Origin of the sequence: Xanthomonas sp. CFBP 8151 (genome assembly GCF_011761885.1) — a bacterium.
Lineage (GTDB): Bacteria > Pseudomonadota > Gammaproteobacteria > Xanthomonadales > Xanthomonadaceae > Xanthomonas > Xanthomonas arboricola_B.
In genome coordinates, this window is the sequence record NZ_JAASQZ010000004.1 from 371,214 (window position 1) to 385,294 (window position 14,081).

16 protein-coding genes are annotated in these 14,081 nt (G+C 65.7%); 4 read left to right on the top strand and 12 right to left on the bottom strand.

Going from position 1 to position 14,081, the window contains the following annotated elements:
* Nucleotides 1–31: 31 nt before the first annotated feature.
* From FHT08_RS18415 to pyrE, 10 genes are all read right to left on the bottom strand, one after another.
* Complete coding sequence (locus tag FHT08_RS18415; RefSeq protein ID WP_104537749.1) at nucleotides 32–565, bottom strand: hypothetical protein; 534 nt, start codon at nucleotides 563–565, stop codon at nucleotides 32–34.
* Nucleotides 566–823: 258 nt separating this feature from the next.
* Nucleotides 824–1,165 carry a lipid-A-disaccharide synthase N-terminal domain-containing protein gene (locus FHT08_RS18420; RefSeq protein ID WP_039816706.1) on the bottom strand — a complete coding sequence of 114 codons (342 nt, stop codon included), beginning with the start codon at nucleotides 1,163–1,165 and terminating at the stop codon, nucleotides 824–826.
* The gene (locus FHT08_RS18425; RefSeq protein ID WP_047127516.1) at nucleotides 1,165–1,887 is read right to left on the bottom strand and encodes a glycosyltransferase family 2 protein; all 723 of its coding nucleotides are present in this window, start codon (nucleotides 1,885–1,887) and stop codon (nucleotides 1,165–1,167) included. Before FHT08_RS18425 ends, FHT08_RS18420 begins: the two co-directional genes overlap by 1 nt.
* An 88-nt stretch (nucleotides 1,888–1,975) precedes the next feature.
* A complete protein-coding gene (locus tag FHT08_RS18430; protein WP_104605774.1) occupies nucleotides 1,976–2,941 on the bottom strand; it encodes an SDR family NAD(P)-dependent oxidoreductase in 966 nt (321 codons plus the stop codon).
* 87 nt (nucleotides 2,942–3,028) lie between these two features.
* Nucleotides 3,029–3,250 carry a hypothetical protein gene (locus tag FHT08_RS18435; RefSeq protein ID WP_181141277.1) on the bottom strand — a complete coding sequence of 74 codons (222 nt, stop codon included), beginning with the start codon at nucleotides 3,248–3,250 and terminating at the stop codon, nucleotides 3,029–3,031.
* A 43-nt stretch (nucleotides 3,251–3,293) separates the two neighbouring features.
* Nucleotides 3,294–3,602, bottom strand: a complete 309-nt coding sequence (locus tag FHT08_RS18440; RefSeq protein WP_104537751.1) for a helix-hairpin-helix domain-containing protein — start codon at nucleotides 3,600–3,602, stop codon at nucleotides 3,294–3,296.
* A 33-nt stretch (nucleotides 3,603–3,635) separates the two neighbouring features.
* Nucleotides 3,636–4,565, bottom strand: coding sequence for a ParB/RepB/Spo0J family partition protein (locus FHT08_RS18445; protein ID WP_104537752.1), 930 nt, complete (start codon nucleotides 4,563–4,565; stop codon nucleotides 3,636–3,638).
* The gene (locus FHT08_RS18450; RefSeq protein ID WP_104537753.1) at nucleotides 4,565–5,362 is read right to left on the bottom strand and encodes an AAA family ATPase; all 798 of its coding nucleotides are present in this window, start codon (nucleotides 5,360–5,362) and stop codon (nucleotides 4,565–4,567) included. The genes FHT08_RS18445 and FHT08_RS18450 overlap by 1 nt, the downstream gene beginning before the upstream one ends.
* A gap of 115 nt (nucleotides 5,363–5,477) precedes the next feature.
* The gene (locus FHT08_RS18455) at nucleotides 5,478–6,143 is read right to left on the bottom strand and encodes a hypothetical protein (protein WP_146096471.1); all 666 of its coding nucleotides are present in this window, start codon (nucleotides 6,141–6,143) and stop codon (nucleotides 5,478–5,480) included.
* A 22-nt stretch (nucleotides 6,144–6,165) separates the two neighbouring features.
* Entirely contained in the window at nucleotides 6,166–6,825 is a 660-nt protein-coding gene (gene pyrE, locus FHT08_RS18460; RefSeq protein ID WP_104537755.1) for an orotate phosphoribosyltransferase, read from the bottom strand.
* Between the two features lie 122 nt (nucleotides 6,826–6,947).
* On the opposite strand from pyrE, the gene FHT08_RS18465 reads away from it, so the two are divergent.
* The 3 genes from FHT08_RS18465 to FHT08_RS18475 all read left to right on the top strand — a co-directional run bounded on the left by FHT08_RS18465 (nucleotide 6,948) and on the right by FHT08_RS18475 (nucleotide 9,412).
* Nucleotides 6,948–7,748: an exodeoxyribonuclease III gene (locus FHT08_RS18465; protein ID WP_104605770.1), complete on the top strand. Its 801-nt coding sequence runs from the start codon at nucleotides 6,948–6,950 to the stop codon at nucleotides 7,746–7,748.
* Entirely contained in the window at nucleotides 7,745–9,112 is a 1,368-nt protein-coding gene (locus FHT08_RS18470; RefSeq protein WP_104537757.1) for an MFS transporter, read from the top strand. Before FHT08_RS18465 ends, FHT08_RS18470 begins: the two co-directional genes overlap by 4 nt.
* Before the next feature lie 72 nt (nucleotides 9,113–9,184).
* Nucleotides 9,185–9,412, top strand: a complete 228-nt coding sequence (locus FHT08_RS18475) for a hypothetical protein (RefSeq protein WP_104537758.1) — start codon at nucleotides 9,185–9,187, stop codon at nucleotides 9,410–9,412.
* An 89-nt stretch (nucleotides 9,413–9,501) separates the two neighbouring features.
* Here FHT08_RS18475 and FHT08_RS18480 read toward each other — a convergent pair whose 3' ends face one another.
* Both FHT08_RS18480 and FHT08_RS18485 read right to left on the bottom strand, forming a co-directional pair.
* Complete coding sequence (locus tag FHT08_RS18480; RefSeq protein WP_104537759.1) at nucleotides 9,502–10,644, bottom strand: anhydro-N-acetylmuramic acid kinase; 1,143 nt, start codon at nucleotides 10,642–10,644, stop codon at nucleotides 9,502–9,504.
* A gap of 278 nt (nucleotides 10,645–10,922) precedes the next feature.
* On the bottom strand, nucleotides 10,923–12,341 hold the full coding sequence (locus tag FHT08_RS18485) for a M23 family metallopeptidase (protein WP_166776232.1): 1,419 nt from the start codon (nucleotides 12,339–12,341) through the stop codon (nucleotides 10,923–10,925).
* A 171-nt stretch (nucleotides 12,342–12,512) separates the two neighbouring features.
* On the opposite strand from FHT08_RS18485, the gene tyrS reads away from it, so the two are divergent.
* Entirely contained in the window at nucleotides 12,513–13,724 is a 1,212-nt protein-coding gene (gene tyrS, locus FHT08_RS18490; protein ID WP_166776234.1) for a tyrosine--tRNA ligase, read from the top strand.
* Nucleotides 13,725–14,081 lie beyond the last annotated feature (357 nt).

Here is a 14,081-nt window from a genome sequence, read left to right on the forward strand (position 1 = left end):
GGCTCGCGCCGGCCAGACGCCAGTGATCACGTCACCTGCCCTCCAGACCCGGCATGCGTGCGCGATCATCCGGCACAGGAATCGCGGCGCCGTTTGCAGCGTTGTCGTGCAACAGCCAGACCGCATCCCAGTAAGGATATCCACCGATCTGCGCGGCCAGCCCTGCACGTAGTGGCAACGCCACCAGCGAGCGCGCGAACTGTCGATGGTCGTCATCCAGCCCCAGCGCCGACGCCTGCATCTGCGGCTGCCACACCGTCCCGCCACGGCCGCGCGCGCGATTGATCGCCTCGGCCGCCGCCTGTCGCGCAACGGCAGCCAGTTGCAGCAGCGCGGCCTTTCCCGGTGCCTGCAACAGCGCACACCAACTGTCCGGCAGCAGCACCCAGCACAGCAACTGCGCACCCTGCCAATGACCGGCCGCTGCGAGGCTGGCCGCGGCTGCCCGCGCGCAACGCCAGTCGGCAAACAGGGGTACCTGCTGATGCGTGTATAGCCGCAGGTGCCAATGCACCGCAATCGGCGCCGACTCGGACAACGGACGATGGAGGAGCGCGCTGGACATAGGCACAGCATGCCGACGAGCAAACAGCCGCGGCATCGCCCACGCGCCTCATCCCGGGTCGGTGACCATCGCATCGCGACGTACGGAAAAACGCATCGTCCCCCAGCTATCGGGCGCCTGGCGTTATCCACCGCAAAACAGAGCCGTGCAGCCTGCTCCATCAGCTCAGCTACGCAGCCAGCATCGCCTCAAAGCCCGGAAACGTGGAGCAGGAGTGCCGCACTTGCGACTCCCCAATCCCGACTCCCCAATCGCCGCTCAATGCACCGCCCGATCCCGCTTCCAGCCGCGATGCTTCACATCCAGATACAGGCTGTAGAACGCGGTAAACGCCGGAAACAGGTTTTGCAGTACGCCCACCGAATCCTGCTTGGCCGAGAACACGAAGTAGCTCAGCGTCATCAGGCTGCCGACCACGCTCATGTACCAGAACATGCGCGGGATCACCGGCTTGCCGGCGCGCTTGGAGGCGACAAACTGCACCAGCCAGCGGCCCCCGAACATCAGTGCGCCCACATAGCCGATCAGCTTCCAGCCGGTGACATGCAGGCCGGTCCAGTACAGCCAGGTCAGCGGTTGGTCCAGCCAATGCAGTTCCATCAGCGCTCCTGCACCACGGTGCGCTTGCTGCGGGTGATCAACCACGCCACGCCGCGCAGGTCGCGGATGCCGACCAGCGCGCGATTGAGGTTGTTGTACTTGGACACGCCGGCGGTGCGATGACGGTGATGCACCGGCACGCTCACCGTGCGCCAGCCGGCGCGCTGCATCAACGCCGGCAGATAGCGATGCATATGATCGAAGTAGGGCAGATCCAGAAACGCCTCGCGCTCGAACAGCTTGATGCCGCAGCCGGTATCGGGGGTGTTGTCGTGCAGCATGCGCGCACGGATCGCATTGGCCCACTTGCTGGCCCAGCGCTTGGACCCCGAATCCTGGCGATTGACCCGCCAGCCGGCGAACAGCTTCACCTGCGCCTCGGCGCTGGCGCGTGCGGTCAGCAGTTTGGGAATGTCGGCCGGATCGTTCTGGCCGTCGCCATCGAGCGTGGCGATCCAGCTCGCGCGGGCGGCCTTGACGCCGTTGCGTACCGCCGTGCTCTGGCCGCTCTGGGTCACGTGGTGCAGCACGCGCAGTTCCGGCGTGGTGCTCTTCAGGCCTTGCAGCACCGCCAGGGTGTCGTCGCGGGAGTGGTCGTCGACATAGACGATCTCGAACGCCACCAGCCCGCGCAAGGCGGCGACGATTTCGCCGACCAGCGCGGCGACGTTATCGCGCTCATTGAACACCGGGACGACAACGGAAAGCTGAGGGTGGCTCATGGATTCGTGGTGGCCAGATGAAGGCGGAGCGAAAAGATCGCGCATTGTGCCCTGACTGTCTGAGTCAGGCATGAAGCGAACGTGTGCCCTAGGCGCGATCGCCAAAATAACTGCGGCACCAGTCCACCACCTGCGGCAGGCCGCGCTCGACCGGGGTGGCCGGCTCGAAGCCAAAGGCGGCGCGCGCGCGCTGCGTATCGGCCATGGTGCGGACCATGTCGCCCGGCTGCATCGGCCGGTAGACCTTCTCGGCCGGGCGCCCGGCCGCCTGGGCGATCACGTCGATGAAGTACTCCAGCTCCACCGGGGTGTGGTTGCCCAGGTTGAACACCCGGTGCGGCACCGGCTCGCTGCCGGGCGTGTCCAGCGCGCCCAGCACGCCGGCCACGATGTCGTCGACGAAGGTGAAATCGCGCTGCATCCTGCCGTGGTTGAAGACCTCGATCGGCCGCCCCGCCAGCACCGCGCGGCTGAAGATCAGCGGCGCCATGTCTGGCCGGCCCCACGGCCCGTACACGGTGAAAAACCGTAGCCCGGTCGCGCGCAGGCCGTACAGCTGCGCATAGGTATAGCCCATCAATTCGTTGGCGGCCTTGGTCGCCGCATACAGCGAGCGCGGCTGGTCCACGCGCTGGTCCTCGGAAAACGGCGGGGTGGCCGAATCGCCGTATACCGAACTGCTCGACGCATACACCAGATGCTGCACGCCGCGGTGCCGGCACAGTTCGAGCATGTTGACGAAGCCGACCAGGTTGCTGTCGACGTAGGCGGACGGATTTTCCAGCGAGTAACGCACCCCGGCCTGCGCGGCCAGGTGCACCACGCGCGTGGGCCGGATCTCGTCGAACAGCGCAGCCAGGCCGTCGCGGTCGGTCAGATCCAGTGTGCGGATATCGATACCCGGGCACAGCGCCGCCACCCGGTCGCGCTTGAGCTGCGGGTCGTAATAGCTGTTGTAGTTGTCCAGGCCCACCACCGACTCACCGCGCGCAGCCAGCGCGCGGCAGGTGTAGGCCCCGATGAAACCGGCGGCGCCGGTGACGAGAATGGTCATTGCAGTGGTCCTGGAGATATCGGAAGCCGGCGAGCAGGCAGGCGGCGCTCAGAACAGTCCGAAGCGCTTTTGGCGACGTCGACGCGATCAAACGCCATGATGTCCCCCAATCCCTTTCGCCACGTCCAGAGGTATGGCGTCGGAGACGATTTTGTGCGGAACTGCCAAGATCGGCCCCAGATGCTGCTCGATATGTGCGCTGATCTGCTCGATGCAGTCACCGCCGTGTGCCGGCTCGAATTGCTTTTCCTGCGCATGCAGCAGCAGCGTGCTGCCGCCCGGGCTGATCTGGTCGTCTTCACTGCTCATGGGTTGCTCCGGTTGATGGCAGCGCCTGATCACGTGCGCGCACTCACCCCAGACTGAGCGGTGCTTCGCTGGCCAGCGTTGCCTTGCGTTCGGCGCTGAACGCCCACCATGGCCGCGGCGCCTCGCCTTGCATGAAGCGCGTGATCGACAGGAACACGTCGATCACGCAGGGGTCGTGCAGCACGCCGGTGCGCAGGCACAGCTGCGCATACATGTCGTAGGCATCGCGACCGCGCAACTGCGCGGCAACCCGGATGCCGATCCGCTGCAGATCCTTTTCGCAGGCCGGCCCCACGTTCGGCAGGTCGGTCAGACGCAGCAGGTGCTTGCGATCGACCTTGGCGGGATTCATTGCCGGGGATGCTCCTGGTGCGTGCACACAGGCTCAGCTGCGCTGCAGGCGCAGGCGTTCGAGCACGCCGTCCAGCGTGTCCAGGTCGGTGTAGTGGATCACCAGCTTGCCCTTGCCGCCGCGGCCGTGGTTGAACACCACCTTGGTGCCCAGCGATTCGGACAGTTCGGTTTCCAGCGAGGCGATATCGGCCTGCGGCGCGGCGGCGGCCGGCTTGCCCTTGCGCAATGCGCCGGGCACCTTGCCGGCGGCGAACTGCTGCGCACGGTGTTCGACCTCGCGTACCGACCAGCCCTGGTCGGCCGCTTCCTGCGCCAGCTTGCTGGCCAGCTCCGGCGCCAGGGTGAGCAGCGCACGCGCATGGCCCATTTCCAGACGGCGGGTTTCCAGCAGCACGCGGATCGCCACCGGCAATTCCAGCAGCCGCAGCAGGTTGGACACCGACGCACGCGAGCGGCCCACCGCACCGGCGGCCTCGGCGTGGGTCAGCGAAAATTCGTCGATCAGGCGCTGCAGCGCCTGCGCTTCTTCCAGCGGGTTGAGGTCTTCGCGCTGGATGTTCTCGATCAGCGCCATCGCGATGACGGTGCGGTCGTCCAGCTCGCGCACCACCACCGGAACCTCGCTCAGCCCGGCCAGCTGCGAGGCGCGCCAGCGACGCTCGCCGGCCACGATCTCGAACTGCCCCGGCGCCAGCTCGCGCGCCACGATCGGCTGGATCACCCCCTGCGCCTTGATCGACTCCGCCAGCTCGGCCAGCTTGACCTCGTCCATCTCCTTGCGCGGCTGGTACTTGCCCGGCTGCAACTGGGTAACCGGCAACTGGCGCAGGCTGTCGCCCGGCTGCAATGCTTCCTCGCTGTTTGCGCTGGGCGCCGCTGCGGCGGCCGCGCCCTTCGGCCCTAGCAGCGCTTCCAGGCCACGGCCCAGACCGCGCTTCTTTGCGGGGATCGGCTTGTTCATCAGACGGTCTCCACGGGCCGGTAGGCCTTGTTGCGGTCGTTCTGGCGGCGCACGATTTCGCCGGCCAGCCCCAGGTAGGCCACGCCACCGCGCGAGGTGCGGTCGTAACCGACGATGCTCTGGCCATGGCTGGGCGCCTCGGCCAGGCGCACGTTGCGCGGCACGATGGTACGGAACACCTTGTCGCCGAAATGCTCGGTCAGCTCGGCCGACACCGCGTTGGCCAGGTTGTTGCGGATGTCGAACATCGTGCGCAGCACGCCTTCGATTTCCAGCGCCGGATTGAGGTTTGCGCGCAACGCCTCAATGGTTTCCAGCAGCGCGGTCAGTCCTTCCAGCGCGTAATACTCGCACTGCATCGGCACGATGATCGAGTCGGCCGCGGTCAGGGCATTGAGCGTCAGCAGCGACAACGCCGGCGGGCAGTCGATCAGGATGAAGTCGTACTCATCGCGGATCGGCGCCAGGGCGCGCTTGAGCCGCTGCTCGCGCTCGTCCTGATCCATCAGCTGGATCTCGGCAGCGGTCAGGTCGATGTTGCCCGGCAGCAGGTCGAAGCCTTCCGGTGCGGTGACCCGGATTTCGGCGGCGGTGTTTTCGCCCAGCAACAGGTCGCAGGTCGAGGCGGCCACATCGCGCTTGTCGATGCCGCTCCCCATGGTGGCGTTGCCCTGCGAGTCCAGATCCACCAGCAGCACACGCTTGGGCGCGCGCGCCAGGCCGGCCGCCAGATTGACCGCAGTCGTGGTCTTGCCGACGCCGCCTTTCTGGTTGGCAATGGCGATGATCCGGGCCATGCGGGAGAGCCTCGTGGGCAGGGAGTAGGACCGGCCATTATGCGGGCAGGGCGTCGGATCGGGAAATGCCGCACGCGGCGGTGCGCCGCACGGGCCGGAATGACGGCTGCGCCGGTCAGCCGGTGGGCGCCGCGCCGGCCGGCGGCTCCTTCATCGCCCGGTAGCGCTGCAGGATGTCGGCGATCTCGCCGTCCAGCGCCACCCGCTGCTGCTCGAAGCTGGTCTGCAGACGCAATTGCGCCATCAGCTCGCGATGACGTTGCTGGATGTCGGCGGCCAGCTTGTCGGCCACCGCCTGGCCGGCCAGCTCGCGGTCGCCGGCGCTGCGTAGCATGCTGGCCAGCCCTTCGCGCAGGCTGGTCACGTTGAAGCGCGCGGTGTGGATGTTGTTGTCGACGATGGCGATGCGCTCGTTGAAGACCCGGCGCAGGTCGTCCTCGCTCTGGTAGGACATCAACATCGCCTGGTCGGTGCGCTGGCGCATCTGCTCGGCGGCAAGATCGGCCTGGCGTTGCTGCTCGCTGGCTGCGGCGGCGGCGCGCTCGTCGCTGCTCATGGCGCGCTGCACCTCGGCGCTGCGCAGGCCGCTCTTGGCGTTGAATTCGTCACGCGCCTGATTGACCGCCTCCGGCGGCAGCGTATCGCTGCACACCCGGGCGGCGTTCTGGTTCCAGCAATACAGCTTCTTGGCGGCCGGCTTGTCCTGCGCGATGGCAGGCGCGGCGGCCGCGGCTGCCGCAACGGCGGCGAGTAACGCCAAACGGATGTGTCTCGGCATCATTGCACCCCCCTGTCGCCTGCCGTCAGCCCGTGGTGCCGGTGCCGTAGCGGCCACGATAGGCCAGCAGCGGTTCCCGGAAGCCCACAAGGTCGGCGTTTCCTGCCGCAAAAGCAAGCAGGTCGCCCAGATTGGCCACCGCGATCACCGGGATGCCGGCCTCGGCCGCCACCGCCTGCGCAGCCGACCGACGATCCTGCTCGGAAGCGATCTCCTGCCGGTCCAGCGCCACCACGATCCCGGACGGAATGCCGCCGGCACCCCGGATGATGCCCAGCGCCTCGCGGATCGCGGTGCCGGCGGTGATCACGTCGTCGACGATCAGCACCTTGCGCCCCTCAAGCGGCGCGCCGATCAGGCTGCCGCCCTCGCCATGGTCCTTGGCTTCCTTGCGGTTGAACGCCAGCGGCAGATCGCGCCCGCGCCCGGCGTAGGCGCAGGCCAGCGCGGTCGCCAGCGGAATGCCCTTGTAGGCCGGCCCGAACAGCAGATCGAACTCCACCCCGGCCGCATCGATCGCATCGGCGTAGCACTGCGCCAGCTGCGCGGTCTTGGCGCCCGAATCGAAGCGTCCGGCATTGAAGAAATACGGGCTGAGCCGCCCGGACTTGAGCGTGAACTCGCCAAAGCGCAAGGCATCGGCGCCCAGGGCCAGCTGCAGGAAGCGGGTGCGGTGGTCGGTCATGGCAACGGGAGTGGGGAGTGGAGAATCGGGAATGGTAAACGCATCGCGCCTCGGCAACCTTCGCAGCTGCGCTGGGGTAGGCTTTACGATTCCCCATTCCCAACTCCCCATTCCCGGCCCTTATGCGCATCATCAGTTTCAACGCCAACGGCCTGCGCTCGGCCGTCACCAAGGGTTTCTTCGAGTGGTTTGCCGACCAGGACGCCGACGTGCTCTGCGTGCAGGAAACCAAGGCCCAGGAGCATCAGCTGGCCGGCCCCGAGTTCCTGCCCACCGGCTACAAGGCCTGGTTCCGCGACGCCAGCACCAAGAAGGGCTACAGCGGCGTGGCCATCTACAGCAGGCGCGAACCCGATGACGTGCGCACCGCGCTGGGCTGGCCGGAGTTCGACGAGGAGGGCCGCTATGTCGAAGCGCGCTTCGGCAACCTGAGCGTGGTGTCCTTCTATATCCCGTCCGGCTCCTCGGGCGAGTTGCGCCAGGGCTACAAGTTCCAGGTGATGGAATGGCTGCGGCCGATCCTGGAGCAGTGGCTGGCCAGCGGCCGGCAGTACGTGCTGTGCGGCGACTGGAACATCGTGCGCTCGGCGCTGGACATCAAGAACTGGAAATCCAACCAGAAGAATTCCGGCTGCCTGCCGCCCGAGCGCGACTGGCTGAACGGCCTGTGCGCCGATGCGCTGGAAGACGCCAGCGCCGCCAGCGGCCGCGGCTGGGTCGATACCTACCGCGTACTGCATCCCCAGGGCCAGGACTACACCTGGTGGAGCAACCGCGGCGCGGCGCGCACCAACAATGTCGGTTGGCGCATCGACTACCAACTGGTCACCCCCGGCCTGCGCGACAAGGTGAAGGCCTGCTCCATCTACCGCGAGCAGCGCTTCTCCGACCACGCGCCGTACCTCGTGGATTACGCCGAGTGAGTCAGGTCACCAAGCCACGTCGGCGCTGGCAGCAAGTACTGACTAACCTGCGCCAGCGCAAAGTGCTGGCGATGCTGCTGCTGGGCTTCAGTTCCGGTCTGCCGTTGTATCTGGTTGGCAACACGCTCGGCTTCTGGATGCGCAAGCAAGGCATCGAGCTGGACACGATCGGTTTCCTGTCCTGGGTAGGCCTGGCTTACACCATGAAGTTCTTATGGGCACCGATTGTCGACAAGACGGACGTGCCGCTGCTGGGCCGATTGGGACGCCGCCGCGGCTGGATGCTGCTATCGCAGGCGGTCGTGGCGACGGGCCTGGTTGGCATGGCGCTGGTCCAGCCCAAGGGCGGCCAGATACTGGTGATGGGCGTCGCCTGGGAACACTTGGTGGTGTTCGGCGTAATGGCGGTGGTGGTTGCCTTTGCCTCCGCTACCCAGGACATCGTCATCGACGCGTGGCGCATTGAAAGTGCCGACAATAGTGAGCAACTCGGCCTGCTGACCTCTGCGTCGGCACTAGGCTATCGCTCGGCCCTGTTAGTCACCGATGCGCTGATCCTGATCATCGCCGCACGCGTCGGCTGGCAAGTGTCGTATGAAGTCATGGCAGCGCTGATGGTGCTGGGTGTGATCGCCGTAACGATGGCAGGTGAGCCGGCTCGCGAAGTCATCGCCGTACAAACGCAGGCTGCGTCGCTATGGACGCCGCGGGGGCTGTTCGACGCCATCGCCGGGCCCTTTCTCGCCTTCATTCGTGAGCACCGCAGTGGCGCAATCCTGATCCTGGTAGCCATCAGCGTCTATCGCATGGCCGATTTCGTGATGGGGCCGATGGCCAACCCATTCTACGTCGACCTCGGCTTGTCCGAGGATACCGTCGGTGCCATCCGTGGCTCGGTGGGTCTGGTTGCCACGTTCGTCGGCATTGCAGCGGCCGGTCTGGTCTCGGTGCGTTGGGGAGTGCTTGCGACCTTGATGGCTGGTGCAGTATTGGGTCCCTGTTCGAATCTGGCATTTGCATGGCTGGCCTATGTCGGGCCGGACACAAGCAAATTTGCAGTGGCGATGGCAATCGATAACTTCGCCAACGGCTTTGCCGGAACCGCGCTGATCGCCTACATGTCCAGCCTCACGAGTTTTGGCTATACCGCAACTCAGTACGCTTTACTGAGCTCGTTCTATGCCATGCCGGGCAAGGCGCTGAAAGGCTTCTCGGGCTGGTCGGTCCAGGCATTGTCACAGGGACGAACCCTGCTGGAAGGGTATGCCTTGTTCTTCGTCGGGACAGCGCTGGTTGCGATCCCCGTAGTGATCCTGTGCGGGATGCTTATCCTGCAGCAGCGCCGGCACACTGCCGCAGCTTGACGGTTGCAGGTGGCCCAGGCGCTGCGGGATGATCATCCAACGCGCCGGGAACCTTGCGAATAGGGAGTAGGCATGACCGATCTGGTGTTGCGGGACATCGATCCATTGCTGGTGGACAGGATCCGTCGCATCTCCGTCGCACGCGGCTGGACCCAGCACCAGACCGTGATGCATCTGCTCGAACAGGGCCTGTTCGCCAGCGAATACGAAGTCACCGGCGGCCTGCAACACCCGGAAGTCGATGCCCTGGCCGAAGCGATTGCCGCGCTCAAGGCGCTACCGGCAGGAAATGGTCCGTAGCACTGAAAACGGTCGGCCAGCGCTTCGCGTGCGAATCCATTAGGCGCGAGGATGTTACGAATGCGGATGATCGAGCCGATCCAGGCCGCTCACGCCGGATGGATCGCTCCCAGCAACCGCGCCCCGGCCGCCCCGGTTACCGACGGTAGATTGGCTGCACGGCCTGCGAGCAGCTCCGCGGCCAACCACGCAAACCCCATTGCTTCCAGATAGTCCGGATCCAGCCCATGCCGCGCGCTGGATTCCACCACCACGCCCGGCAATCGCGCCGCCAGTCGTGCCATCAACACCGGATTGCGCACCCCGCCACCGCACACCAGCACCCGGCGGGTATCGGGCTGCAGCCGCAGCAACGCGTCGGCGACGCTGGCCGCGGTCAGTTCGAGCAGGGTTGCCTGTACATCGGCCGCGCACAGCGCCACGTCTCCCAGCGACCGCATCGCCTGCATCGCCCAGTCCAGATGGAATTGCTCGCGTCCGGTGCTCTTGGGCGGCGCCAGCGCAAACCACGGGTCGGCCAGCAATGCCTGCAGCAGCGCCGTATCGACTCGCCCGCTGGCGGCAAACGCGCCATCGGCATCGAACGACGTGCCTTGATGCCGCTGGCACCAGCTGTCCAGCAACGCATTGGCCGGGCCGGTATCGAAGCCCCGCACCGCGCCATCGCGCGGGATCAGCGTCAGGTTGCCGATGCCGCCCAGATTGAGCATCGCGCGGTCTTCGTCGCCCGCGCCCAGCATGGCCAGATGGAAGGCCGGCATCAGCGGCGCGCCCTGACCGCCGGCGGCCACATCGCGCCGGCGGAAATCGGCTACCGTGGTGATGCCGGTGTGCTCGGCGATCCGGCTGGCATCGCCGATCTGCCAGGTGAAGGCCGGATCGGCCTTGGGTCGATGCCGAATGGTCTGTCCGTGCGAACCGATTGCGCGAACCTGCGCACGCGCGATGCCGCTGTCGCGGATCAGTTGATTGGCCGCGGACGCAAACGCCAGCCCCACCTGCGCATCCAGTTGCCCGAGCGCATCGATGGCGATCAGCTCGGCGCCCTGGCCCAGCATCACCAGCGTTTCGCGCAGCTGCGGCTCCCAGGCCACCGTCGTGCCGGCAACCAGTTCGCAGCGGCGATGGCTGTCGTCGGCGAAGCGCACCAGCGCGGCATCGATGCCATCGGCGCTGGTGCCCGACATCAGGCCAAGGTAGAGCGGGGATTCCAGGTGTTCCGGAGCAGGCATGCCAGAGCCAGTTGCCAGTGGTCGTGCAGCTTGTGCAGCCAGGGTGGGAGAGTCAACCGGCCCTGCACGCATCGCGGTTGAATGATCGACGATGCGCTCGCCAGGCAAGCGCTCCATTCACGGTGCCGACTGTCGTCTCGGCACCACGGCTTCCACTCGCCGCTGGCAGGAATCCTGCGCCAGCGGCGGCGACGCGTAAGCTAAATACCGCTTCGCGAACCGGTGCACAGCCGTCCGATCGGCGAGCGCCAGGCCGGCGGCGAGTCAGCCGCACCCACTCAACCGCGTGGCTTGCCCTTGGCAGGCTTGCCGGCGTCGGCGTAGATCAACTTCTCCATGCCTTCGATACGCGCCAGCGCCGGCGCCGTCTGCGCGCGGAACGCGGCCAGCTCGGCGCCCTGCAATGGCTCGGGCGGCGGCATGGTCACCGACATCGGGTTGCGCTGCTGCCCGGCGACGCGGAACTCGTAGTGCAGATGCGGGCCGGTCGCCAGGCCGGTCATGCCGACATAGCCGATCACCGTTCCCTGGTTGATGCGCTGGCCGGCCTTGATCTTCCCGAAGCGCGACATGTGCCCGTACAGCGTGCTGAAGTTCTTGCCGTGGTCCAGGACCACCACATTGCCGTAGCCGCGCTGGGTCCCGACGAACACCACCCGCGCGTCACCAGCGGCCATGATCGGCGTGCCCGACGCTGCCGCGTAGTCCACACCCTTGTGTATGCGCATCGTGCCCAGCACCGGATGCTTGCGTGCGCCAAAGGTCGAGCTGATGCGGCTGTAAGCCACCGGCATCCGGATGAAGCTCTTCTTCAACGGCCGGCCGGTGATGTCGAAATACTCGGCCGGCTTGCCGGCGCGCTCGAAGCGGAAACCGGTGTAGGTCTTGCCGCCGGTGGTAAAGGTCGCCGCCAGGATGTCGCCGGTATTGATCCGCTCGCCCTCGCGCCAGGTCTCGTCCATCACCACGCTGAAACGATCGCCCGGCTGCAGATCCTTGTCGAAGTCGATGTCGTACTTGAAGATCTCGTCGGTCATGGTCGCCACCGCCGCCGGCGACAGCCCCGACTTGCCGGCCGAGGCGTACAGGGAGCTACTGATTTCCCCGCTTGCCACCACCGTGCGCGTGGTCGTGGCCCGCTCGGTGACGTTCTCGCGCACGCTGTCGCCCAGCAGGCGCAACTCCACACGGTGGCTGTCGTCGCGGTCGAAGCGCAATGCGCGCAGCTCGCCCGGCGTGGGCATATCGAAGGCGAGCTCGGCGCCAGGACGCAGCTTGGTCAGCGCCTCCTTGGTGCCCGGATGCGCCAGCACCTGGTACATCACCGTGGTCGGGATTCCCAACTCGCCGAACAAGGTGCTCAGCGTCTGCCCTGATTTGACCTGCAGAATTTCCCAGTCGGTGCTCGGCGCCAGCTGCTTGCGGCTCGGAACCAACGGCGGCAGCGGCAGGGCCAGCGTGGAATGACTGGACAGCGGGGTATCGATGGCATTGGAGAAGCCCGGCACGATCGTGGCCACCAGCGCACCAATGGTCGCGAACAGGCTCGCATGGATCCAATGACGGCGCGTCCATTGGTCGTTGAAGGCCGCCGGAAGATGCGCCTTGAGCTTGCGATGCAGGGCAGTGTCGTGGAGGACGTGGAGGCGCTCGTGAAAGCGCTGCTTGCGTGCACGGCCCTGCTCTGAATTCTGCATCGTTCAAATTCCTTGCTGGCTCGAAGTACGAGCCCAATCGCCGGTACCATAGACAGCCTGTAACAGCGCGTCAAACCATTGAGCCTGTTCGCTTATTTTCATTTGGCGCGGAATTAACCTGCGTTTAACATCGTTCACGTTGTTGACGGCAAATGCCGCTGGAGTTTGTGGTTGGCCACTCTCGAAGAATCCCTCGCACTCATCGGTCGCGGCACCGAGGAGATCCTCAAGCTCGATCAGCTCGAAGCGCGGCTGAAATCAGGCGTGCCATTGCGGGTGAAGGCGGGGTTCGATCCCACCGCGCCGGATCTGCATCTGGGCCACACCGTCCTGCTCAACAAGATGCGGCAGTTCCAGCAGCTCGGGCACCAGGTGATCTTCCTGATCGGTGACTTCACCGGCATGATCGGCGACCCGAGCGGCAAGAACGTCACCCGCAAGCCGCTTAGCCGCGACGATGTGCTGGCCAACGCGCGCACCTACGAGGAGCAGGTCTTCAAGATTCTGGACCGCGAACGCACCGAGGTGCGCTTTAACTCCGAGTGGTTCGGCCAGATGAGCGCGGCGGACATGATCAAGCTGTCCGCGCAGCACACGGTGGCGCGCATGCTCGAGCGCGACGACTTCGCCAAGCGCTTCAACGGCCAGCAGCCGATCGCCATCCACGAGTTCCTGTATCCGCTGGTCCAGGGCTACGATTCGGTCGCCCTGAAGGCGGATGTCGAATTGGGCGGTACCGACCAGAAGTTCAACCTGTTGATGGGCCGTGGCCTGCAGGAGCACTACGGCCAGGCGCCGCAGGTCGTGTTGACCATGCCGCTGCTGGAAGGCTTGGACGGCGTGGCCAAGATGTCCAAGTCGCTGGGCAACTACATCGGCATCAACGAGCCGGCCATCGACATCGTCACCAAGACCATGAAGATCGGCGACGAGCTGACCTGGCGCTGGATCGATCTGCTGTCTTTCGACATTAGCGTGGCCGAAGCAGAGCGGCTGAGGGCCCAGGTCGCCTCGGGTGAACTGCACCCGCGTGAGGTCAAATTGCGGCTGGCGCGCGAACTCACCGCACGTTTCCACGACGCTGCTACTGCAGAGCAGGCCATCGCCGGCTGGCACGCGGTAGTGACAGGGCAGGGCGATACCAGCCTGCTGCCGCTGCAGGAGGTCGCTGTACCCGCCGAAGGTCTGCGCATCGCAAGCCTGCTTACCGCAGCCGGCCTGACGCCGAGTAATTCGGAAGCTACGCGCAAGCTCAAGGAGCGGGCGGTCAAGATCGATGGTGAAGTGGTCGAAGATCCGGCGCGCCAATTCGGGCCAGGTTTTGAAGGTGTCATCCAGGTGGGTAAACGCAATTTCGCCCGCGTGGCGCTGATCAGCGGTTGATCTGCCGCAGGGTTGCTGCACGGCGGCAAGTTCCGCTGTGCGATGACATCTATATAGAGGCGCGCAACGCCTGAATCGGATCGGCGGCTTGCCGTGGTGCACTGTAAGGACATGCCACTGCGGCCGAGAAGAAAATCGTGAAACTTTTTTCACAAAACCCTTCCCAAACGCTCTGCTTGGGCCTATAGTTCGCCTCCCCCGACGCAACGGCCCCGCAAACGCGGAACCAGAGCGGAAAGGGTTCGAAAATTCCCTGATTTAGGGTGTTGACGAAACGAAAAAGCCGGCTATGATGGGCGGCTCGCTACACGGAAAGACGCTACGGCGGATTGAGGTGCAGCGGCGGCAACTTCCTCT

Coding starts and splice junctions, on each gene's coding strand:
- FHT08_RS18415 (WP_104537749.1), bottom strand. CDS start 565: ATGTCCAGCGCGCTCCTCCATCGTCCGTTGTCCGAGTCGGCGCCGATT.
- FHT08_RS18420 (WP_039816706.1), bottom strand. CDS start 1,165: ATGGAACTGCATTGGCTGGACCAACCGCTGACCTGGCTGTACTGGACC.
- FHT08_RS18425 (WP_047127516.1), bottom strand. CDS start 1,887: ATGAGCCACCCTCAGCTTTCCGTTGTCGTCCCGGTGTTCAATGAGCGC.
- FHT08_RS18430 (WP_104605774.1), bottom strand. CDS start 2,941: ATGACCATTCTCGTCACCGGCGCCGCCGGTTTCATCGGGGCCTACACC.
- FHT08_RS18435 (WP_181141277.1), bottom strand. CDS start 3,250: ATGAGCAGTGAAGACGACCAGATCAGCCCGGGCGGCAGCACGCTGCTG.
- FHT08_RS18440 (WP_104537751.1), bottom strand. CDS start 3,602: ATGAATCCCGCCAAGGTCGATCGCAAGCACCTGCTGCGTCTGACCGAC.
- FHT08_RS18445 (WP_104537752.1), bottom strand. CDS start 4,565: ATGAACAAGCCGATCCCCGCAAAGAAGCGCGGTCTGGGCCGTGGCCTG.
- FHT08_RS18450 (WP_104537753.1), bottom strand. CDS start 5,362: ATGGCCCGGATCATCGCCATTGCCAACCAGAAAGGCGGCGTCGGCAAG.
- FHT08_RS18455 (WP_146096471.1), bottom strand. CDS start 6,143: ATGATGCCGAGACACATCCGTTTGGCGTTACTCGCCGCCGTTGCGGCA.
- pyrE (WP_104537755.1), bottom strand. CDS start 6,825: ATGACCGACCACCGCACCCGCTTCCTGCAGCTGGCCCTGGGCGCCGAT.
- FHT08_RS18465 (WP_104605770.1), top strand. CDS start 6,948: ATGCGCATCATCAGTTTCAACGCCAACGGCCTGCGCTCGGCCGTCACC.
- FHT08_RS18475 (WP_104537758.1), top strand. CDS start 9,185: ATGACCGATCTGGTGTTGCGGGACATCGATCCATTGCTGGTGGACAGG.
- FHT08_RS18480 (WP_104537759.1), bottom strand. CDS start 10,644: ATGCCTGCTCCGGAACACCTGGAATCCCCGCTCTACCTTGGCCTGATG.
- FHT08_RS18485 (WP_166776232.1), bottom strand. CDS start 12,341: ATGCAGAATTCAGAGCAGGGCCGTGCACGCAAGCAGCGCTTTCACGAG.